A 19764-nucleotide genomic window follows, 5' to 3' on the forward strand; every position below is an offset into this window, starting at 1 on the left:
CATGATCGAATTCGAACTGCTCAAGCGCATCATCGAGGCCGCCCTGCTGGCCTCCGGCAATCCGCTCACGCCAACCCAGCTGCTCGCTCTGTTTGGAGAGAACGAGGCGACGAGCCACGACGAAATCGCCAGGGCGATCGCCTCGTTGCAGGCCGATTGCGATTCGCGCGGCATCGAACTGGTCGAAGTCGCATCCGGTTTCCGCTATCAGGTGCGCCAGGACGTGCACCCCTGGGTGGCGCGCCTCTGGACCGAACGGCCGAGCCGCTATTCGCGCGCCTTGCTCGAGACCCTCGCCCTGATCGCCTATCGCCAGCCCATCACCCGTGCGGAAATCGAGCAGATCCGCGGAGTCGCGGTGTCCACGCATATCGTCAAGACGCTCGAGGAACGCGAGTGGATCCGCGTCGTCGGTCACCGTGACGTGCCGGGAAAGCCGGCCTTGTTCGGAACCACCCGGGGCTTTCTCGACTATTTCGGCCTGAAGTCGCTCGATGAGTTGCCATCGCTCGGCGAAATCCGTGACATCGACGAGTTCGATCCTCAGTTGTCGCTCGGTCCGCCAACCCAGGATGAATCCGTCGCTGCCGTCAGTGACGATCCGGCCACGCTCGCCGCCGCGGCCCACCAGGCGGGCGCCGTCAACGATGAACTGGCCAGCGAAGCTGACGCCGACGAGCGCCGGCCAACCAATGCCTCGACCGAGGCCGAATCCCCTTCCCCGACCCTGTCCGCGTCCGCAACCGACGCCGAGACCACGGAGCAAGATGCATGACTTCCCCCGTACGCAACGTACTTTCCCTGAAACGATCGGCACCCGAAGAGGTCGCAGCCACGCTCGAAGAGCGCCTGCACAAGGTTCTGGCCACCGCCGGTCTCGGCTCGCGACGCATGCTCGAGAGCCGCATCGAGGCCGGTGAAGTCCAGGTCAACGGCAGCACCGCCAGCCTCGGGGTCAGCGTGCGCGCCGGCGACCGCATCGAGATCGACGGCAAGCGCTTCGTCGTCATCAGCGACAACACCGAGCACGCCCAGGTACTGGTCTACAACAAACCCGAGGGGGTCGTGACCACGCGCGAGGATCCCGATGGCCGGCCTACGGTCTTCGAGCACTTGCCACGCCTGAAGGGTGCGCGCTGGATCGCCGTCGGGCGCCTCGACATCAACACGACCGGACTGCTCCTGCTGACCACCGACGGTGCCCTGGCCAATGCGCTCATGCACCCGAGTTCGGAACTCGAGCGCGAATACATCTGCCGGGTTCACGGCGAAGTGCCCGACGAGGTGATCGAGCGCCTGCGCAGCGGCGTCGACCTCGAGGATGGCCCGGCCCATTTCGACGAGATTGCCGTGATCAGCCGCGGCGGAAGCCATTCCTGGTTCCGCGTCGTCATCCGCGAGGGTCGCAACCGCGAGGTCAGGCGCATGTGGGAGGCGGTCGGCCTGATGGTCAGCCGCCTCAAGCGCGTTCGCTACGCCAACGTTGAACTGCCGCGGCTGCTCAAGCGCGAACAGAGCAGTCAGCTGGAACCGGACCAGGTCAAGGCCCTGCGTGAACTGTGTGGCGCCGCCGAACCGGAACCCTGCCTGACCCTGGCCCCAGTCATCGGCCAACGCCGCAGCATGCCGACCGAGTTCCGTCCCGATCCCAAGGCCCAGCAGGCCTGGACCAGCACGCGCACCGAAGAGGCGCGGGAGTTCGGCCAGTTCGACCGCATTCGGGACGACGGCTGGAAGTCGCCCTCGGCGAACAAGGGCAAGCGTTCGCGCGGCGGCGGCGGACCGCGTCCCTCGCGACCACGTGGCAAGCCAGGGCCGGTCGCCGGTTCGCAGTACGTCGATCCCGGCCTCAATCCTGCCGTGTTGCGCGCGTGGTTCCCCGATTCGCCGCAGCCGGGTTCGCGCAAGCGCAAGCCGGGACAGCGCGGCCCGGGAGGCCATCCGTCGAATCCGAATGCCAATGGCAATGTCGAGCACGGCAATCGCGCGCCACGCGGAAATCCGCAGCGAAGCGGACCGGTCCAGGGCAATCGGCCGCCGCGCGACCATGTCCGCGGCGATGATTCGGTCGGCAACCGTGCGCCCCGTGGAAACTCGATCCAAGACGATGCCCGCGGCAATCGCGCCCAACCGCATGCCGGGCAACGCGATCAGGGTGGGGTCTGGGGCAACCGCGGACGAACGACGGGTGCCGAGGGCCGCGGAAACCAGGCTCGCGGCAAGGGTCCACGCGGGAACAATCCGCAGCGCAGCGGCAATGGCGGGAACGCCGGACGTCGCGGAAACACGACAAACAACGGTAACGGCAACCGTCGTGGTCCCGGCGGCGGCAAACGCGACTGACCTCGGCCAGGAGAGGAGCCGGAAATATTCCAACCTCCGTCTCCCGCACCACTGCACGTGCGGTTCCGCATACGGCGATTCGCGAGCGAGGCTTCCGCCCTGCCGAACGCATCAAAGAAAAACGGCGGAGCTCTCGCTCCGCCGCGCATGTCTGGCTCAAGCAGGCAGCAGGCTAGTCGAGCTTCAGACCCTTCTTGTTGCTGTCACGCCGCTTGCGTTCCTTGGCCGCGTACTCGTCTTCGCACCCATTGTGCTCGACCATGACGCAGCTCAGGTAGTCGGTTACCTCGACCAGAACGGCGCGAATGGCCTTGCCGGCGGGGGTATTCTTCTCCTGCGACAGCGATCCACCGAAGCCGCCACGGAAAACGCCGACGCTCACGCCTCCGCCTGAAGTCCGGCCCTCGACCGTGCGCGAGAAATCGATTTCGCCGGTCGTTGCATTGACCACGCGAACGTCGACCGCAATGTAGGCCTCGCTCTTCTTGCCGCCCAGCGAAATACCCTTGAAGCTGATGCCACCGCCGGTGCTGGCCGTGTTCTCCTCATAGGACGTCACCGTGCCCATGACCAGATAGTCGGCGCCCGTCAGCTTGCCGATCTGGGCACCGCTGCCCGAGCGAACCCGACCTGATGCCGCCAGGTTCTGCTCCTCGAGCACTTTTTCCAGCTTGGCGCGCTCGACGACGCGGAAGCTGCCGGTGCTCGAAAGTTCGTTGGAGAGCATGCCGGACAGCTCCCAACCCACGCCGCCACGCCACCAGCCAGCACCCGATTCGTTCTTGAATTCGGCAACGCCGACCGATGGCTTGTCACCGCTCGCCAGCACCGTGCCGGCAAAACCGATTCCTGCGATGGCCAGCGCGGCCACTATTGCAAGCTTCTTCATCTTACCTCTCCCGTTTGATTCGGACCCATGACTATCGCCCGTCCGCCCGGCTAGCCAGGTCGACATGGCGATTGTATGCCAACGTCTCCTGCCTGGTAGTGGCCGGACAACCTCCAGGCAACTCGATTTGCGAGCATTCTAGCAGGCGATTTCGTGACCAATGGCGCACCGGTCGTCCTGGCAAACCCCAACTGGTGCGCATGCATTGTGTGTGCTGATTAACGCTTTTCGGCGCCAAAAGCGGACGCCGTGCTTCGATAACGGGACCGAAACGCATGGTTAACCGACGCGACACATGAAATCGATAGAGTCGGCATCCTCGCAAAAAGGCCGACCAGGACCATGCAGGACAACCGCCGAACCGAAGCCAATATCCTCGGCTACCAGCTTGATCGCGTCGAGGGCGCCAGCCAGTGGGCTACCCGATACGAGGTTCTCGGACCCGAGGACAACAACGTCATTGCGAGCTTTCCCGATCGTCCGTCGGCGGAACGCTTCATCCTGCTGCGCGAATTGCGCGGCTGCGCCCCGGGAATTCGAAATCCGGCCTATTGACTCCAGGTCCTGAGGGCGCCGGTCAGGACAGATCCGGGAAGCCGGCGATCGTCTTGCCAGCCGGGCGCGATCCGGTCAAAGTGCCCGCTCCGGCCAATGGAGCGGCGCCTTGACCGACGTCACCATCCTGCACAATGCCCGCTGTTCCAAATCCCGGGCCACGCTTGCCCTGCTCGCTGATCGCGGCATCCAGCCGCGTATCGTCGACTACCTGGCGACACCGCCGGACCAGGACGAGCTCGAACGGATCCTGCGCATGCTCGGCATCGGCCCGCGCGAACTGATGCGCAAGGATGAACCCGCCTATCGCGATCTCGGCCTGGACGACCCGCAGCTCGATCGCGGCCAGTTGCTGGCGGCTCTCGTTACGCATCCGATGCTGATCCAGCGGCCGATCGTCATCGGCAATGGCAAGGCGGCGATCGGACGGCCACCCGAGGCGGTCCTGGACATCCTCTGATGGACAAGCTGCAGGGCATGCAATTGTTCACGCGGGTCGTCGAGGCCGGAAGCTTCACTGCCGGTGCCGAGCAGATGGGCATTTCGCGGGCCCTGGCCAGCAAGCTGATCCAGAATCTGGAGGATTCGCTCGGCGTGCGCCTGCTCAACCGGACCACGCGCCGGATCAGCCTCACCGATCCCGGCAAGAACTATTACCAGCGGGTCAGCGATCTGCTCGCCCAACTGGCCGAGGCCGAAGCCGAGGCGGCCGAATTGCAGATCGAACCGCGCGGTCGCATGCGGGTCAGTGCACCGATCTCGTTTTCCGTGCTGCATCTGGCACCGGCCCTTTCCGAGTTCCAGCGCCGCTATCCGCGCCTGGAACTGGAGCTGGACCTCAACGACCGCGTGGTCGACTTGGTCGACGAAGGCTTCGATCTCGCCATCCGTATCGGCCGGCTGGCGGACTCATCCTTGGTTGCACGCCGGATCGCGCCTGCCTGCCTGGTCCTGCTGGCCTCGCCTGCGTACCTGGAGAGGGCCGGAACGCCAACCCGCCCGGAGGAATTGTCGGACCACGAATTCCTCATCTACACGCTGGCCAGCCGGCGCGACGAGCTGGTCTTCGAGCGTGGCGAAGAGAAGGCCGCCGTACGCATCCATGGTAACCTGCTGGTCAACAACGGCGACTACATCGCCGCTGCGACCATCGATGGCAATGGCATCAGCCTGCTGCCGACCTTCATCGCCGCACCGCACATCAAGGCCGGAACCCTGGTCCCTATCCTGCGCGAATGGAGCGTGCCGCCGATCGCCATCCATGCCGTGTATGCGCAGACCCGCGCCCTGCCGGCGAAGACGCGCGTGCTTATCGACTACCTGGTCGAACGCTTCGGACCCGAGCCGTATTGGGAGGCAAATTGCGCGGCCAGCAGGCCGGTCAAACGCCCAGGCTGAACGTATCGGCATCCATCCAGGCCGGAAAGCGGGCCCGGAAGGCGCTTAGCGCAACGGGATCCAGCGTCGCCGTAACGACCTGCTCCTGGCTGCCAAGCTCGAGCAGCGGCTGGCCGAGAAAATCGAGAACCGCACTGTCGCCGGCATAGGCAATGTCGTTGCCGTCGACACCCACGCGATTCAATCCGACGCAATAGCTCAGGTTCTCGATGGCCCTTGCCCTGAGCAGGGTCGACCAGGCATGCCGGCGCGGCGCCGGCCAGTTCGCCACGAAGACCAGCAGGTCGTATTCGAAGCGCTGTTCGTCCCTGGCGTAACGGTTGCGGCACCAGACCGGGAATCGCAGGTCGTAGCAGACCAGCGGGCAAATGCGCCAGCCCTTGAGCTCGACGATCAGGCGTTCGCTGCCGGCCGAATAACGCTCGTGCTCGTTGGCCATGCGGAAGAGATGGCGCTTGTCGTAAATGGCATGGCTGCCATCCGGACTCGCCCAGACCAGGCGGTTGACACATTTCTCGCCGTCGCGGATGACCAGGCTGCCGGTGACGACACAACCCGTTTCGACGGCCAGCGCATCGAGCCAGCGCATGCCTTCGCCATCCATGTTCTCGGCATTACCGAGGGTCTCGTTGGTGAAACCGCTGAGAAAGGTCTCCGGCAGCACGACGAGGTCGCTCTGCCCGCGCAGGTTGCGAACCAGGGCGCCGTAATAATCGCGGTTGGCGGCGGCATCGTGCCACCGCGTGGCGCCTTGCACGAGGGATACACGCAGGGACGAGGGAACCGCGGAGGTCATGGTCAGAGCGCGCTCATTCGTTGCGCAGCAGTGCGCAGGATTTCATCGGATTTCGCAAAACAGAAGCGGATCAGGCGCATGTCCGGCGGCGGCGATTCGTAGAAGGCCGAAACAGGAATCGCGGCAACGCCGGCATTCGCAACCAGCCACTCGCAGAAGCCGAAATCATCCTTGTCGCTGATTTCGGAGTAGTCGACGAGCTGGAAATACGCACCGGAAACCGGCAGCAGGCGGAAACGGGTACTCGCGAGAAGCTCACGGAAGTACTCGCGACGGGCCTGGTAGAACGCGGGCAACTGCAGGTAGTGCTCGGGCTGCTTCTCGAGAATCTCGGCCAGCGCCACCTGGGCCGGCGTGAACGTACAGAAGGTCAGGTACTGGTGGACCTTGCGCAATTCGGCGCTGAGCGCCCTCGGCGCGATGCAGTAGCCGATCTTCCAGCCGGTGCAGTGATAGGTCTTGCCGAACGAACTGACCACGAAGCTGCGCGCGGCGAGCTCCTCATGCCGGAGCACGCTCTGGTGCTCGCGCCCGTCGAACACGATGTGCTCGTAGACCTCATCGGAGAGCACGAGGATGTCGGTGTCGCGCGTGATCGCGGCCAACGCATCGAGGTCGCCTGGGTCAAAGACCGCACCGGACGGGTTATGCGGCGAATTGACGATGATCAGGCGGGTGCGCGGCGAGATCGCATCGCGGACACGCTGCCAGTCGACGGAGAAATCATCCGGATTCAATCCCACGTGCACGGCGATGCCGCCGTTGAGCTCGACGGCAGGCTCGTAGCAGTCGTAGCACGGGTCGAGCATGATCACCTCGTCACCACGGCGAACGACCGCCGCGATGGCCGCGAACAGTGCCTCGGTGGCGCCGGAGGTCACCGTGACGTCGGTATCGGCGTCGACCCTGCATCGATACAGCGATTCGCACTTGCGTGCGATCTGCTGGCGCAGCGCCGGCCAGCCGGTCGCTGGCGCGTACTGGTTCTTGCCGGAATTCATGGCAGCGGTCAGCGCGTCACGCAGCGCCTGCGGACCGTCGAAATCGGGAAATCCCTGGCCCAGGTTGACCGCATCATGACTCGCGGCCAACTGGCTCATGACCGTGAAGATGGTCGTTCCGACTTTTGGCAATTTGGTTTCAATCTTCATCGCAACTCATTGGTTGTCCGAAAGAAACGGCGCGGGGTGCGACCCGCGCCGACTCCAACAATAACCCAGATTTCGCGATGCCGGGGGCGTTCCGCTCGACCCCCGTATCAATCCCGGCGCCGGCCCGGATCAGCTTCCGGCTGGCGCCTCGAGGATGACGCGGTTCAGCCGCTGCACGAAGGCCGCCGGATCCTCGAGCTGGGCGCCCTCGGCCACCTGGGCCTGCTCGAGCAGGAGCAAGGCCAGATCGCTGGCTCGGGCGTTGTCGGCCTCCACCTCGAGCCGCTTGACCAGCGCGTGCCCGGGATTGATTTCAAGCACCGGCGCGGAATCCGGCATGTCGTGGCCAGACTGCTTGAGCACCCGGCGCAGGTGCAGGGCCATGTCGTACTCGTCGAGGACCAGGCACGAGGGCGATTCGGTCAGGCGCCGGCTGACCTTGACGTCACGCACACGCTCGCCAAGCAGCTCCTTGAGTCGGGCGACCACGGCCGATGCCGCCTCCTCGCTGGCCTTGTGGGCCTCGCTGGCCGCCGCATCGAGCTCGATCTCGCCCTTGCCGACGTGACGCAGCTTCTTGCCGGCGTATTCGGTCAGGTAGCCCGCCATCCACTCGTCGATGCGATCGGACATCAGCAGTACCTCGACGCCCTGGGCCTTGAGCGCTTCAAGTTGCGGGCTGCCCTTGGCGGCGGCATAGGAGTCGGCCGTGATGTACCAGATGATCTCCTGCCCGGCCTTCATGCGCCCGATGTAGTCATCCAGCGAAACGCTGGGCGCCGCACCTTCCGAGTGGGTCGAGGCGAAGCGCAGCAGCTTGGCAATGCGCTCGCGATTGCCGGCGTCCTCGGCGATACCTTCCTTGAGCACGCTGCCGAAAGCGGACCAGAAGGTCGCATATTTTTCCGCCTCATCGACGGCCAGCTTGTCGAGCAGATCGAGAACACGCTTCGTGCAGGCGCCACGGATGCGCTCGACCTGGCGATTCTGCTGGAGGATCTCCCGGCTGACATTGAGCGGCAGGTCGTCGGAGTCGACCACGCCGCGGACAAAGCGCAGGTAGGCCGGCAACAACTGTTCGCTGGCATCCATGATGAAAACCCGGCGGATGTAGAGCTTGAGACCCTTGCGTTCCTCGCGGCCGTTCATGAAGTCGAACGGTGCCTTGGCCGGGATGTAGAGCAGCGACGTGAAGTTCTGGTTGCCTTCGACGCGGTTGTGGGTCCACGTCAGGGCGTCGCTGAAATCGTGGCTCAGCGACTTGTAGAAGTTCTGATAGTCCTCGTCCTTGAGCTCGCTCTTCGGTCGCGTCCACAGGGCCGAGGCCGAGTTTACGGTTTCCCATTCCGCCGTGGCCTCGCCATCGACGGCCTTCGGCATGCGGATCGGAAATCCGATGTGATCGGAATAGCGCGAGACCAGGCTGCGCAGCTTCCAGGTTTCGAGGAACTCGCTCTCGTCTGCCTTCAGGTGCAGCGTCACGGTGGTACCGCGCTTCGGCACTTCGACGGATTCAAGGCTGTATTCACCCTGCCCGTCGCTCTCCCAGCGCACGCCGTCGCTCGCCGAGGTGCCGGCGCGGCGGCTGGTTACGGTGACGCGATCGGCGACCACGAAGGCCGAGTAGAAGCCGACGCCGAATTGACCGATCAGGCGACTGTCGGCCTTCTTGTCAGCGGCGAGGGATTCCAGGTAACGGCGCGTGCCGGAACTCGCGATGGTGCCGAGATTGGCGACCAGTTCGTCGCGATCCATGCCGATGCCGTTGTCGTGGACGCTGAGCGTCCGTGCCGCGGCATCAAAGGACACGTCGATGCGCAGTTCCGCATCGTCCGCCAACCACTCAGGATGGGCCAACGCCTCGAAGCGCAGCTTGTCGCAGGCGTCGGAGGCGTTGGAGATCAGCTCGCGAAGGAAGATTTCCTTGTGCGAATACAGCGAATGCGTGACCAGGTGCAGGACCTGGGCGACTTCAGCTTCGAACTTTCGGGTTTCAGCAGTCGTACTCATGGGCAGGAATCTCGGGGAGTCTCATCTGCCCTGCTCGGTGGGGGTGGGCAGCCCGAATTTCAACTGCATCCGGGGCATTTGGCGCTTGCCCCAAAAAACAATACGGCCGCCTTGCGGCGGCCGTATTGCGACGAGGAGCACAGACGCGACTCAATGCTCCAAGACGGAAATACGCTGGCGCGGTGAACCTCAGTCCTGGGCCGCGATCGGCGTGCCCAGATCTTCCTTGATGCGCGCCGCCTTGCCCTGCAATCCGCGCAGGTAGTACAGCTTGGCGCCACGCACCGAACCGCGACGCTTGACGACGACCGATTCGATGATCGGGCTGTGCGCCTGGAACACACGTTCGACGCCGGTTCCGTGGGAGATCTTGCGCACCGTGAAAGCAGAGCTGAGGCCGGCGTTCTTCTTGGCGATGACCACGCCTTCATAGGCCTGGACACGCTCGCGATTGCCTTCCTTGACCTTGACGTTGACCACGACCGTGTCGCCGGGGCTGAACTTCGGCAAGGCGCGGGTGATCTGTTCTGCTTCGAATTGTTGGAGGAGGTTCATGGCATTCACCAGTATCGTTGGATTCGTCGTGCAGGTTCGGACAGTTCCGCCCTGCTAGCTGTTCGCCGCCCGATGCTCGCGGCGGAATTCATCGAGCAAGGCGCGCGCTTCGTCGTCCAGACTCACGCGCGCCAGCAAATCAGGGCGCCGCAGCCAGGACCGGCCCAGGGCCTGCTTGCGTCGCCAACGCCGGATCATCGCGTGATCACCCGACATCAATATTTCCGGCACGTCACCCAGCGCATCGCTGACCGGGCGTGTGTAGTGCGGGCAATCGAGCAGGCCATCCGTGAAGGAATCCTGTTCGGCGGACTGCGCATCGTTCAACGCGCCATCCTGTAATCGCCCAACCGCATCGATCACGACCGCCGCCGCCAACTCGCCACCCGAGAGGACGTAGTCGCCGATGGAAACTTCCTCGTCGACCAGTTTTTCCAGGACACGCTCATCGACGCCTTCGTAGCGACCGCACAGCAGGATCAATCGATCCATGCGTGCGAATTCCAATACCTTTTCCTGCGTGAGCCGCGCTCCCTGCGGACTCAGATAAACCACTCGTGCCGACTGCGCGGTTGCCGATTTGACGCTTTCGATGGCGTCGCGCAAAGGCCCGATCGTCATCAGCATGCCGGGACCGCCGCCAAACGGGCGCCCATCGACCGTGCGATGGTTGTCGGTCGCAAAATCGCGCGGGTTGCAGGTCGTTACCTGCAGCAAACCACGCTCCTGCGCCCTTCCCACCACGCCGATTCCGGCACAGGAATCGATGAACTCCGGGAACAGCGTGATGACGTCGATGCGCATCGCGCGGATTTCCGAAAGCCTTTGTCCTAGAACTCCGGATCCCAGTCGACCGTTACCCGGCCCGCCTCGAAATCCACCGTCTTCACATAATCGTCGAGCACGAACGGCAGCAGCCGCTCGCGTTCTCCGTCGCGGACCACCATGACGTCGTTTGCGCCGGTTGCGAGCAGGTGCGAAATCCTGCCCAGAGCAACGCCGTCGATGGTGACGACTTCGAGTCCTTCGAGGTCGGTCCAGTAATATTCGCCGGGCTTCGGTTCGGGAAGAACTGAACGCCTGACCTTGATCTCGCTGCCGACCAGGCTCGCAGCGCGATCCCGGTCGGTTATTTCAGGCAGCGTCGCAACGATGCCCTTACCTTGTTCCCTGCCGCGACAACCGGAAATCTCGCTATTCCCGGTCGTCGTGCTCAGCAGCCAGGGCTGGTAGCGGAATATTCGCGTGCGAGGTTCGGTGTAGGACTCGAGTTTGACCTCGCCCGAAACACCGTGGAGCCCGACGATCCTGCCTACCAGGATCCACCGGTCACCCGCCGCGGTCACGCCGCCGCTGCAGCCTGCTTGGATGCCGCCTTGTACAGCGCCTTGACCTTTTCGGTCAGCTGCGCGCCCTTCTCGACCCAGTGCTTGACGCGCTCGGTGTCGAGCTGGAGCTTGACGTCCTGGCCGGCGGCGATCGGGTTGTAGAACCCGACGCGCTCGATGTTGCGACCATCGCGCGCATCGCGCTGGTCGGCCACGACGATGTGGTAAAACGGGCGCTTCTTCGCGCCGCCACGTGAAAGGCGAATCTTGACCATGGTATCTCTCTGATATTGCTGAAGTTTCCGGCGCGCACGCCGGGTAACTACCGGGTCGGGCCAAGGGAGCCGCGCATTCTAGCGGATTTGCAGGAAAATGAAAGCCCTGCAAGCATTTACACGGGGGCCACAGAGACGGTGGTTCAGCGGCTGCGCAATCCGATGCCGCTCAAGGATCCTGCGCGGGTAGCAGCCCAGGCATGATCCGGGTTCCTTCCATCCAAAAGGAAAGGGGCTGAAGAATCAGCCCCTTTCCCAAGCGCAAAGCACTGTTTTGCGACGGAAATCGCCAGCTTAGTCGACGGAGAAACTCTGCAGGGAGACTGGCGTGGTTCCAGCCGTGATCCCGGCGCCCGAATCCTCATAGCAATAGGAGACGATCGTTGCCGGAAATCCGGTAGGCGCGGTCGTATCGAGCTGAATCCACCCGTAGTTGACCGCTGCTGCCGTTTCGTTGAAGAAGCGGACGCCAAGATAATTGCCAGTCGAGCCCGCGAGCCAGTTCACGTAGGGCCCAGCGCCGCCGCCACCCGAACTAACCAGGAACGTCGACGAACCGTCGATCAGGGCGCCGGAGTTAAGAACCGCATAGTTGGTGCCGGTTCCGTCAGCGACGCCACCAAAGCTACTGGCGGGTGACGACGGCCAGAAGAAGAACAGCGTTCCACCAGTCGAGTACATGTTGACGTCCCAACCTGCGTTGGCGCCGCCGGAGGTTGCACCCACGCCCGTCACGAGGTTGTAGTAGACACCATCGATGTTCTCGGGAACCGACACGTTGCTTCCCGGGCCGCAAACGACTGCCGCGAGGGCGCTGGTGGACGCCGTGGTTGCCGAGGCCAGCAAGATGGCCGCGATCACCGCAGATTTTTCGAATCGAGATTTTTTCATGCTCATCGGCTTTCAAACCCTCCAGAAATTGGACACTTACAGGAAATATTTGAACTCAAATTGACTGAACGACGGCGATCAAGATGAAGCCGCGACTCGATTCGCGCCAGTTTTCAGGTCCCCTCGTGGAAGACAATACCATCTTGAGCCCTGCAAGCAACAGGCACCCGCCTGGATGCTTTTCAGTGCCCAATCTCTCCACGCCGGCGAAGCCTTCCCCATAGACAGGCCGCACCTCTCTTGATCATACCATCGGAACAGGGCAAGTGACACTCGATGAGCCGGCTCCCGTCGATCTCGAACCATCGATCGACAGAAGTGCGCCATCATCATCGGAACGGAATGACGACGGGGCCGAGCGCATCGCGAACATCGCCCGCCATAGGCAGGATGGCGTGTTGAAAACGGTCGCTGCCCGGTGCCGGGATCCTGCAGGCGGCGTGGCTAGCGCGTAAAGCCACCCGGACCGCCCATTCCCTTCATCGCGCCCTTCATCTGGCGCATCATGCCCTTGAGGCCGCCGCTGCCGAGCTTGGACATCATCTTTTCCATCTGCTGATACTGCTTGAGCAGCCGATTGACGTCAGCGGGTTGCTGGCCGGAGCCGCGCGCCACGCGCGCGCGCCGCGAGCCCTTGAGCAGGTCGGGGTGGCGACGCTCCTTCTTGGTCATCGAATTGATGATCGCGATCATGTGGTGGACCTGCTTGTCGTTGACCTTCGACTTGACCTGCTCGGACATGCCACCCATGCCCGGCAACTTGTCGATCAGCGACGCCATTCCGCCCATGTTGACCATCTGCTCGAGCTGGGTCTTCATGTCATTGAGATCGAAGCGCTTGCCCTTGATGACCTTTTCGGCGAGCTTCTGGACCTGCTCCTGGTCGACCTTGCGTTCGACCTCCTCGACCAGCGAGAGCACGTCGCCCATGCCGAGGATGCGCTGGGCCAGGCGATCCGGATGGAACGGCTCCAGGGCATCGGTCTTTTCACCGGCACCGACAAACTTGATCGGCCGGCCGGTGATGTAACGCACCGAAAGCGCGGCGCCGCCGCGCGCATCGCCATCGGTCTTGGTCAGCACGACCCCGGTCAGCGGCAGCGCGTCGGCGAACGCCTTGGCGGTGTTGGCCGCGTCCTGGCCGGTCATCGCGTCGACCACGAACAGGGTTTCGACCGGATCGAGCGAGGCGTGCAGCGCCTTGATCTCGTCCATCATCTCGCTATCGACGTGCAGGCGGCCTGCGGTATCGACGATCAGCACATCGGCGAAATTCTTTTTCGCCGCGTCCAGTGCCGCGGCGGCGATGTCAATCGGTGCCTGCCCGGCGGACGATGGATGGAAAAGCACCTCGACCTGTCCTGCCAGGGTGCGCAGCTGCTCGATCGCGGCCGGGCGGTAGACGTCGCAACTGACCACCATGACCTTCTTTTTCTTGCGCTCGCGCAGGAAGCGGGCCAGCTTGGCCACGGTCGTGGTCTTGCCGGCGCCCTGCAGTCCCGCGACCAGCACGATCGCCGGCGGCGCGGCGGCCAGGTTCAGGTCAGTGTTGACCGCGCCCATGACCACGGTCAGTTCGTCGCGGACCACCTTGATCAGGGCCTGGCCCGGCGTCAGGCTCTTCATGACCTCCTGGCCGATCGCGCGCACCTGCACGCGCTGGATCAGCGCCTGCACCACGGGCAGGGCCACGTCGGCCTCGAGCAGGGCGATGCGAACCTCGCGCATCGACTCGCGGATATTGGCTTCGGTCAGGCGACCGCGACCGCGGAGTCGCTCGACGGTGGATGAAAGACGCTGGCTGAGGGATTCGAACATGGGCGGGGAATGTCGGCGGAAACGTAGCCTTCAAGTATATCAGCGCGCCCGCATCCGGAAGGCTCGCGTTTCAGGCGAAGCACAGATCCTGCACCGGGGCACACGTTTCCGCCAGTCGACGGCTGTGCCAAACTTGAACGCATGCCTACCGCACTGCTGAGCCTGTTCGCGATCGCAGACTACCTGATCGCGGCCGTCGTCCTTGCCTTGCCGATCGCCCGCCTGCCGGCGCCGGCCCGCGGCATCGGCCTCGCCCTGGCGACACTCGCCGTGCTCGTGCATGGCACGCTGATGTTCGGAATGCATCGTGGCGGACTTGACCTGCACTTTTTCGCTTCGCTGTCGCTGGCGGCTTTCGGCATTGCCGCGCTGACCCTGATCGTCAACCTGGTCCGGCCAGTCGCAGCGCTTGGCGTGCTGGTCTTTCCGGTCGCCGCGCTGCTGCTCTGCCTCGACGTCTTCTACGCCCCGGCCACGGTCGCCCAGCCGATGGAGTGGCAGATCAAGCTGCATGTGAGTTTCGCCCTGCTCGCCTACAGCCTGCTCAGCATTGCCGCCCTGCTGGCGATCCTGCTGGCCCTTCAGGAGCGCGCGTTGCGGCGGCGCCGGATCGACTCGGGCCTGATCCGCGCCCTGCCCCCGCTGACCATGACCGAATCGCTGCTGTTCCGCCTGATCGGGGTCGGCTTCGTCTTCCTGACCCTGACCCTGGTCAGCGGCGTGCTCTTCGTCGACGACCTGTTTGCCCAGCATCTGGCCCACAAGACGATCCTCTCGATCGCGTCCTGGCTGGTGTTCGGCATCCTGTTGTTCGGTCGCTGGCGCTGGGGCTGGCGCGGCAATCGCGCGGTGCGCCTGACCCTGATCGGCATGAGCGTCCTGCTACTGGCGTTCTTCGGCAGCAAGTTCGTGCTCGAGATGATCCTGCATCGCCCGCTCTGAGCGGCGCTGACCGGAAACTAGAGTTCGGAAGTCGCCGAGAGCGCGTCGCCGAGACGATCAACCGCGATGATCGCGAGTTTTCCGATATGCGATTTCTTCGGCGCATTGGCCTTCGGCACGATCGCATGCAGGAAGCCATGCGTGGCAGCCTCGCGCAGCCGTTCCTCGCCATTCGGCACCGGCCGGATCTCCCCGGACAGTCCCACTTCGCCGAAGGCCACGAGCTTTTCCGGCAGGGCGCGATCGCGAAAGCTCGACAGCACGGCCAGCAGCACCGGCAGGTCGGCCGCGGTCTCCTGCACGCGAATGCCGCCGACCACGTTGACGAAGACGTCCTGGTCGTAGACCGCCGCGCCGCCATGACGGTGCAGGACCGCAAGCAGCATGGCCAGCCGGTTCTGCTCGAGCCCGAGGGCGACACGTCGCGGATTGGCAAGGGGCGAGGCATCGACCAGCGCCTGCACCTCGACCAGCAGTGGTCGCGTGCCCTCGCGTGTCACCATGACCGCGCTGCCTGGAGTCGGTTGCGCGTGCGAGGACAGGAAGATTGCCGAAGGATTCGGAACCTCCTTGAGTCCGCCTTCGGACATGGCGAACACGCCGAGTTCATTGACCGCGCCGAAGCGGTTCTTGAACGCCCTCAGGATGCGGAAGCGGCTGCCTGATTCGCCTTCGAAGTAGAGCACTGCATCGACCATGTGTTCGAGCACGCGCGGACCGGCGATGCCGCCTTCCTTGGTCACGTGGCCGACCAGGAACACGCTGGTGCCGGTCTCCTTGGCGAAGCGGACCAGTCGCGCCGCCGATTCGCGCACCTGGCTGACCGAGCCCGGCGCCGCAGTCAGTTGTTCGGTCCAGATGGTCTGGATCGAGTCGATGATGAGGACTTCCGGCTTGCTGTTCGCCGCCTCGGCGAGGATGCGCTCGATCGAGGTTTCGGCCAGTGCTGCGAGGCCGTCGAGAGACAGGCCCAGCCGACGGCCACGAGCGGCGACCTGGGCCAGGCTCTCTTCGCCGGTCACGTACAGCCCGCGCATGCGTTGACCGATCGTCCCGAGCATCTGCAGCAGCAGGGTCGACTTGCCGATCCCGGGGTCGCCGCCGATCAGGACCACCGAACCGCCGACCAGGCCACCGCCGAGCACGCGGTCGAGTTCGCCGATACCGGTGGCGTTGCGCTGGTCCGCCTCGGCAGCGATAGATGCGAGTTGGGTCACCCGGGCAGTGTCGACGGACCCGGCATAGCCGCCTCGACGACCCGCCGGCGCATTCGACCGTGTCGCCGGCTCCAGCACGATTTCAGACAGACTGTTCCATACCCCGCATTCGGTGCACTGTCCCTGCCACTTCGAATGCTCGGCGCCGCATTCGGCGCAGACATAGGCGGTCCTGGCCTTGGCCATCTCAGTTCGGGTCCTCGAGGAAGCGGACCCGGCGGGTCATGCCGCAGACCAGTTCATAACCGATCGAGCCAGCCCGCGACGCGATCTCCTCGACCGGCAGATCCTTGCCCCAGAGGATGACCGCATCGCCGACCCTCGCATCGCCGTGCTTGCGCAGGTCGATCGTTATCAGGTCCATCGAGACGCGACCGATCAGCGGAGCGCGCCGCCCGTTCAGCAGTACTGGCGTGCCGGCGCTGGCCGAGCGCGGATAGCCGTCGCCGTAGCCGATCTGGACCACGCCGACGTCCATGTCCTCGGGACAGGTCCAGCTCGCCGCATAGCCGATCGACTCGCCCCGGCCAATGCGGTTGATCGCGATCAGCTTGCTCGACAGGGTCATCGCCGGGCGGAAGCCGAAGTCCTCGCCGGTGCGGCCTTCGACGACGGAAATGCCGTACAGCAAGCCGCCCGGACGCACCCAATGGCCGCGCGCTTGCGGCCAGCCCAGCAGTCCTGCCGAGTTGGACAGGGAAAGAGGCCCCGGAAACTCCGACGCGATGCGCTCGAAGCATTCGATCTGGGCCGTGGTCTGCGTGTCGCCGAAGACATCGGAGTTGGCGAAGTGGGTCATCAGGCCGATGTCCGCGTCGACATTCGGCAGGGCCAGCAATCGTGCATGCGCGGCGGCGACCTGTTCGGGCGGAAACCCGAGTCGGTGCATGCCGGTGTCGATCTTCAGCCAGACCTTGAGCGGGCGCGGATCGGGGTCGGCTTCGAGCCAATCGATCTGGCTGCGATGGTGGATCGCCGACTCGAGACCGAGGCGATGCATCTCGGCGATATCGGCCGCTTCGTCGATACCCGACAAGACCACGATGCGACGGGCGACGCCGGCCGCACGCAGGCGCTGTCCGTCGGCGATGCAGGCGACACCGAACGCATCGGCTTCGTCGAAGGCACGGGCCACGCGTTCGAGCCCGTGACCGTAGCCGTCGGCCTTGACCACGGCCATGACCCGGGCCGGTCGGGCCAGGTCGCGCGAGCGCCGGAGATTGTCGCGTAGCGCACCGAGATGGATGGTCGCGCTGGTCGCCCGGCTCACTCGAAGTGTTCCGTGTAGCGGTCCACCGCCAAGTTTTCGAAACGTGTGAACTGGCCGAGGAAGGCGAGCTTGACCGACCCGGTCGGGCCGTTGCGCTGCTTGCCGATGATGATCTCGGCGACGCCCTTCTCGGGAGAATCCGCGTTGTAGTACTCATCGCGGTAGATGAACATGATCACGTCCGCATCCTGCTCGATGGCGCCCGACTCGCGCAGGTCTGACATCATCGGTTTCTTGTCGGTACGCTGTTCGAGCGAGCGGTTGAGCTGGGACAGTGCGATCACGGGGACATTGAGTTCCTTGGCCAGGGCCTTCAGTCCACGCGAAATTTCTGAAATTTCCGTGGCGCGATTCTCCTTGTTTCCGGGCACCTGCATCAGCTGCAGGTAGTCGATCACGATCAGGCCGAGATCATGTTCGCGTTTCAGGCGCCGCGCGCGCGCGCGCAGTTCGCCCGGCGACAGGGCCGGCGTGTCGTCGATGAAGATCCTGGCCTCGCTGAGCATCGTGATCGCACTGGTCACCCGCGGCCATTCCTCTTCGGCCAGGTCGCCGGTGCGCAGGTGCTGCTGGTTGATCCGCCCCATCGAGGAGATCAGGCGGAAGGCCAGCTGCGAGGACGACATTTCCATAGAGAAGACCGCCACGGCCTTCTTGGTTCGCATGGCCGCGTTCTCGGCCATGTTCAGAGCCAGTGCGGTCTTGCCCATCGATGGACGTGCGGCGACGATGATCAGGTCGGACGGTTGCAGACCGGTGGTCATGTCGTCGAGATCGGTGTAGCCGGTCGGCAGGCCGGTGATCGAGCCGCGGTTCTCGTAGCGGTGATGCAGGATCTGGAAGGCATCCTTGACCGCGGCGCGCATCGAGACGAAGCCCTTGCGTCCGCGCGAACCGGCCTCGGCGATGCGGAATACCTTCTGTTCCGCCGTCTCGAGCAATTCCTGGCTGCTCCGGCCCTCGGGCTGGAAGGCATCGCCGGTGATCTCGGTACCGGTATCGATCAGTTGCCGCAGCACCGATTTCTCGCGAACGATGTCGGCGTAGGCAACGATGTTGGCCGCGCTCGGCGTCGAATTGGCCAGCTCGATGACATAGGCGATGCCACCGACCTGTTCGGCCATGCCCTGCGCATCGAACCACTCACCCAGGGTCACCGCGTCGCAGGGCTGGTCCTTTTCGCTGAGCTGGTTGATCGCCCTAAAGATCAGGCGATGGTCGCGACGGTAGAAATCCTCTTCGCTGATGCGATCGGCGACGCGTTCCCAGGATTCGGGCGCCAGCATCAGGCCGCCGAGCACGGCCTGCTCGGCCTCGATCGAGTGCGGCGGCACGCGCAAGGTCTCGACGTTGACGGCGGGCTTGCGTTCTGCGGAGGGAATCATGGGGGGGCTCGGTTCGATGAAGCGGCGTGTCTCGATCATACCCAGCGCGGCGTCTCATCAATAGAGAACAACCCTGTGCATAAGCTGTGCAGTTGCGTGCGCAGAAATGAAAACGGGCGCCCAGGGGCGCCCGTTTTCATCACACGATAGATCGCGCGATCAGTTGTCGGGAACGACAACGACCTTGACCGTCGAGTCGACGTCGGCATGCAGATGGATGCGCACCTCGAACTCGCCGATGTGGCGAATCGGGCCTTCGCCCTGCACTACTTCGTTCTTGTCCAGGGCCAGGCCCATCGCGGTGAAGGCTTCGGCGATGTCGCGCGGACCGACCGAACCGAACAGCTTGCCTTCGGTACTGGCATTGGCCTTGATCGTCACCGCCTCGGCGCCATCGAACTGGGCCTTGCGAGCGGCGGCGGCACCGAGCAACTGGTTGGCCTTGGCCTCGTACTCGGCGCGACGGGTTTCGAAGTTGGCGAGGTTGTCGGCCGTGGCCGGCACCGCCTTGCCCTGCGGCACGAGGTAGTTGCGGCCATAGCCCGGCTTGACGTTGACCTTGTCGCCGAGGTTGCCGAGGTTCTTTACTTTCTGCAGAAGAATCAGTTGCATGGAAAACTCCAATTCGTTAGCGCCGGATCATTCCGGCGCAGCTTGCGCTGTCCGAATCGGCCCGCTGCCGGGCCGGGTATTCAGATCAATGGCTGTCGCTGTAGGGCAGCAGGGCGAGGAAGCGTGCGTGCTGCACGGCCACGGCGAGCTGGCGCTGGTAGCGCGCCTTGGTGCCGGTGATCCGGCTCGGCACGATCTTGCCGGTCTCGGTGATGTACTGGCGCAGCAGGTTGAGATCCTTGTAGTCGATCTCGACGACGTCTTCGGCGGTGAACCGGCAGAACTTCTTGCGACGGAAGAATTTGGACATGGTGGCAACTCCTGGATTC

Annotated in this window: 21 protein-coding genes; 6 read left to right on the forward strand and 15 right to left on the reverse strand. The window is 64.2% G+C overall.

Annotation, left to right across the window (positions count from 1 at the left end; genetic code table 11):
* Position 1: 1 nt before the first annotated feature.
* Positions 2–775 (forward strand): SMC-Scp complex subunit ScpB, encoded by a 774-nt coding sequence (gene scpB / locus BM125_RS03625; protein ID WP_425429590.1) that lies wholly within the window; start codon positions 2–4, stop codon positions 773–775.
* On the forward strand, positions 772–2343 hold the full coding sequence (gene rluB, locus BM125_RS03630) for a 23S rRNA pseudouridine(2605) synthase RluB (RefSeq protein WP_092404974.1): 1572 nt from the start codon (positions 772–774) through the stop codon (positions 2341–2343). Before scpB ends, rluB begins: the two co-directional genes overlap by 4 nt.
* Positions 2344–2515: 172 nt before the next feature.
* Here rluB and BM125_RS03635 read toward each other — a convergent pair whose 3' ends face one another.
* Positions 2516–3232 (reverse strand): CsgG/HfaB family protein, encoded by a 717-nt coding sequence (locus BM125_RS03635; RefSeq protein ID WP_092404976.1) that lies wholly within the window; start codon positions 3230–3232, stop codon positions 2516–2518.
* Positions 3233–3574: 342 nt separating this feature from the next.
* On the opposite strand from BM125_RS03635, the gene BM125_RS03640 reads away from it, so the two are divergent.
* From BM125_RS03640 to BM125_RS03650, 3 genes are all read left to right on the forward strand, one after another.
* A complete protein-coding gene (locus BM125_RS03640) occupies positions 3575–3787 on the forward strand; it encodes a hypothetical protein (protein ID WP_092404978.1) in 213 nt (70 codons plus the stop codon).
* 109 nt (positions 3788–3896) lie between these two features.
* Entirely contained in the window at positions 3897–4247 is a 351-nt protein-coding gene (arsC, locus tag BM125_RS03645; protein ID WP_092404980.1) for an arsenate reductase (glutaredoxin), read from the forward strand.
* Positions 4247–5185, forward strand: a complete 939-nt coding sequence (locus tag BM125_RS03650; RefSeq protein ID WP_092404982.1) for a LysR family transcriptional regulator — start codon at positions 4247–4249, stop codon at positions 5183–5185. Before arsC ends, BM125_RS03650 begins: the two co-directional genes overlap by 1 nt.
* Here BM125_RS03650 and BM125_RS03655 read toward each other — a convergent pair.
* The 9 genes from BM125_RS03655 to ffh form a co-directional block, all read right to left on the reverse strand.
* Positions 5169–5981: an amidohydrolase gene (locus BM125_RS03655; protein WP_092404984.1), complete on the reverse strand. Its 813-nt coding sequence runs from the start codon at positions 5979–5981 to the stop codon at positions 5169–5171. The genes BM125_RS03650 and BM125_RS03655 overlap by 17 nt on opposite strands.
* Positions 5982–5983: 2 nt before the next feature.
* The gene (locus BM125_RS03660) at positions 5984–7132 is read right to left on the reverse strand and encodes a pyridoxal phosphate-dependent aminotransferase (RefSeq protein WP_092404986.1); all 1149 of its coding nucleotides are present in this window, start codon (positions 7130–7132) and stop codon (positions 5984–5986) included.
* Between the two features lie 129 nt (positions 7133–7261).
* Positions 7262–9142: a molecular chaperone HtpG gene (htpG, locus tag BM125_RS03665; RefSeq protein WP_092404988.1), complete on the reverse strand. Its 1881-nt coding sequence runs from the start codon at positions 9140–9142 to the stop codon at positions 7262–7264.
* A gap of 189 nt (positions 9143–9331) precedes the next feature.
* On the reverse strand, positions 9332–9697 hold the full coding sequence (gene rplS, locus BM125_RS03670) for a 50S ribosomal protein L19 (protein WP_092404990.1): 366 nt from the start codon (positions 9695–9697) through the stop codon (positions 9332–9334).
* 54 nt (positions 9698–9751) lie between these two features.
* Positions 9752–10501 (reverse strand): tRNA (guanosine(37)-N1)-methyltransferase TrmD, encoded by a 750-nt coding sequence (trmD, locus tag BM125_RS03675; protein WP_092404992.1) that lies wholly within the window; start codon positions 10499–10501, stop codon positions 9752–9754.
* A gap of 26 nt (positions 10502–10527) precedes the next feature.
* Positions 10528–11043, reverse strand: a complete 516-nt coding sequence (gene rimM / locus BM125_RS03680) for a ribosome maturation factor RimM (protein WP_092404994.1) — start codon at positions 11041–11043, stop codon at positions 10528–10530.
* Positions 11040–11300 carry a 30S ribosomal protein S16 gene (gene rpsP / locus BM125_RS03685; protein WP_092404996.1) on the reverse strand — a complete coding sequence of 87 codons (261 nt, stop codon included), beginning with the start codon at positions 11298–11300 and terminating at the stop codon, positions 11040–11042. Before rpsP ends, rimM begins: the two co-directional genes overlap by 4 nt.
* A 294-nt stretch (positions 11301–11594) precedes the next feature.
* On the reverse strand, positions 11595–12197 hold the full coding sequence (locus tag BM125_RS03690) for a hypothetical protein (protein WP_139224841.1): 603 nt from the start codon (positions 12195–12197) through the stop codon (positions 11595–11597).
* 438 nt (positions 12198–12635) lie between these two features.
* On the reverse strand, positions 12636–14009 hold the full coding sequence (gene ffh, locus BM125_RS03695) for a signal recognition particle protein (RefSeq protein WP_092405000.1): 1374 nt from the start codon (positions 14007–14009) through the stop codon (positions 12636–12638).
* A gap of 141 nt (positions 14010–14150) precedes the next feature.
* Here ffh and BM125_RS03700 point away from each other — a divergent pair, with 141 nt between their 5' ends.
* Positions 14151–14951: a cytochrome C assembly family protein gene (locus tag BM125_RS03700; protein ID WP_092405002.1), complete on the forward strand. Its 801-nt coding sequence runs from the start codon at positions 14151–14153 to the stop codon at positions 14949–14951.
* A gap of 17 nt (positions 14952–14968) precedes the next feature.
* Here BM125_RS03700 and radA read toward each other — a convergent pair whose 3' ends face one another.
* The 5 genes from radA to rpsR all read right to left on the reverse strand — a co-directional run bounded on the left by radA (position 14969) and on the right by rpsR (position 19745).
* A complete protein-coding gene (gene radA, locus BM125_RS03705; protein ID WP_092405004.1) occupies positions 14969–16354 on the reverse strand; it encodes a DNA repair protein RadA in 1386 nt (461 codons plus the stop codon).
* 1 nt (position 16355) lies between these two features.
* Positions 16356–17438: an alanine racemase gene (alr, locus tag BM125_RS03710; RefSeq protein ID WP_092405006.1), complete on the reverse strand. Its 1083-nt coding sequence runs from the start codon at positions 17436–17438 to the stop codon at positions 16356–16358.
* Complete coding sequence (locus tag BM125_RS03715; protein WP_092405008.1) at positions 17435–18823, reverse strand: replicative DNA helicase; 1389 nt, start codon at positions 18821–18823, stop codon at positions 17435–17437. Before BM125_RS03715 ends, alr begins: the two co-directional genes overlap by 4 nt.
* Positions 18824–18982: 159 nt before the next feature.
* Positions 18983–19435, reverse strand: coding sequence for a 50S ribosomal protein L9 (rplI, locus tag BM125_RS03720; RefSeq protein ID WP_092405010.1), 453 nt, complete (start codon positions 19433–19435; stop codon positions 18983–18985).
* Between the two features lie 85 nt (positions 19436–19520).
* A complete protein-coding gene (gene rpsR, locus BM125_RS03725; RefSeq protein WP_092405012.1) occupies positions 19521–19745 on the reverse strand; it encodes a 30S ribosomal protein S18 in 225 nt (74 codons plus the stop codon).
* Between the last annotated feature and the right edge of the window lie 19 nt (positions 19746–19764).

The sequence above is a fragment of the Dokdonella immobilis genome (assembly GCF_900115085.1).
Lineage (GTDB): Bacteria > Pseudomonadota > Gammaproteobacteria > Xanthomonadales > Rhodanobacteraceae > Dokdonella > Dokdonella immobilis.

Coding starts and splice junctions, on each gene's coding strand:
- scpB (WP_425429590.1), top strand. CDS start 2: ATGATCGAATTCGAACTGCTCAAGCGCATCATCGAGGCCGCCCTGCTG.
- rluB (WP_092404974.1), top strand. CDS start 772: ATGACTTCCCCCGTACGCAACGTACTTTCCCTGAAACGATCGGCACCC.
- radA (WP_092405004.1), bottom strand. CDS start 16,354: ATGGCCAAGGCCAGGACCGCCTATGTCTGCGCCGAATGCGGCGCCGAG.
- BM125_RS03655 (WP_092404984.1), bottom strand. CDS start 5,981: ATGACCTCCGCGGTTCCCTCGTCCCTGCGTGTATCCCTCGTGCAAGGC.
- rpsP (WP_092404996.1), bottom strand. CDS start 11,300: ATGGTCAAGATTCGCCTTTCACGTGGCGGCGCGAAGAAGCGCCCGTTT.
- rplS (WP_092404990.1), bottom strand. CDS start 9,697: ATGAACCTCCTCCAACAATTCGAAGCAGAACAGATCACCCGCGCCTTG.
- BM125_RS03660 (WP_092404986.1), bottom strand. CDS start 7,132: ATGAAGATTGAAACCAAATTGCCAAAAGTCGGAACGACCATCTTCACG.
- ffh (WP_092405000.1), bottom strand. CDS start 14,009: ATGTTCGAATCCCTCAGCCAGCGTCTTTCATCCACCGTCGAGCGACTC.
- BM125_RS03650 (WP_092404982.1), top strand. CDS start 4,247: ATGGACAAGCTGCAGGGCATGCAATTGTTCACGCGGGTCGTCGAGGCC.
- BM125_RS03690 (WP_139224841.1), bottom strand. CDS start 12,197: ATGAGCATGAAAAAATCTCGATTCGAAAAATCTGCGGTGATCGCGGCC.
- BM125_RS03635 (WP_092404976.1), bottom strand. CDS start 3,232: ATGAAGAAGCTTGCAATAGTGGCCGCGCTGGCCATCGCAGGAATCGGT.
- BM125_RS03640 (WP_092404978.1), top strand. CDS start 3,575: ATGCAGGACAACCGCCGAACCGAAGCCAATATCCTCGGCTACCAGCTT.
- rplI (WP_092405010.1), bottom strand. CDS start 19,435: ATGCAACTGATTCTTCTGCAGAAAGTAAAGAACCTCGGCAACCTCGGC.
- trmD (WP_092404992.1), bottom strand. CDS start 10,501: ATGCGCATCGACGTCATCACGCTGTTCCCGGAGTTCATCGATTCCTGT.
- BM125_RS03715 (WP_092405008.1), bottom strand. CDS start 18,823: ATGATTCCCTCCGCAGAACGCAAGCCCGCCGTCAACGTCGAGACCTTG.
- BM125_RS03700 (WP_092405002.1), top strand. CDS start 14,151: ATGCCTACCGCACTGCTGAGCCTGTTCGCGATCGCAGACTACCTGATC.
- htpG (WP_092404988.1), bottom strand. CDS start 9,142: ATGAGTACGACTGCTGAAACCCGAAAGTTCGAAGCTGAAGTCGCCCAG.
- rpsR (WP_092405012.1), bottom strand. CDS start 19,745: ATGTCCAAATTCTTCCGTCGCAAGAAGTTCTGCCGGTTCACCGCCGAA.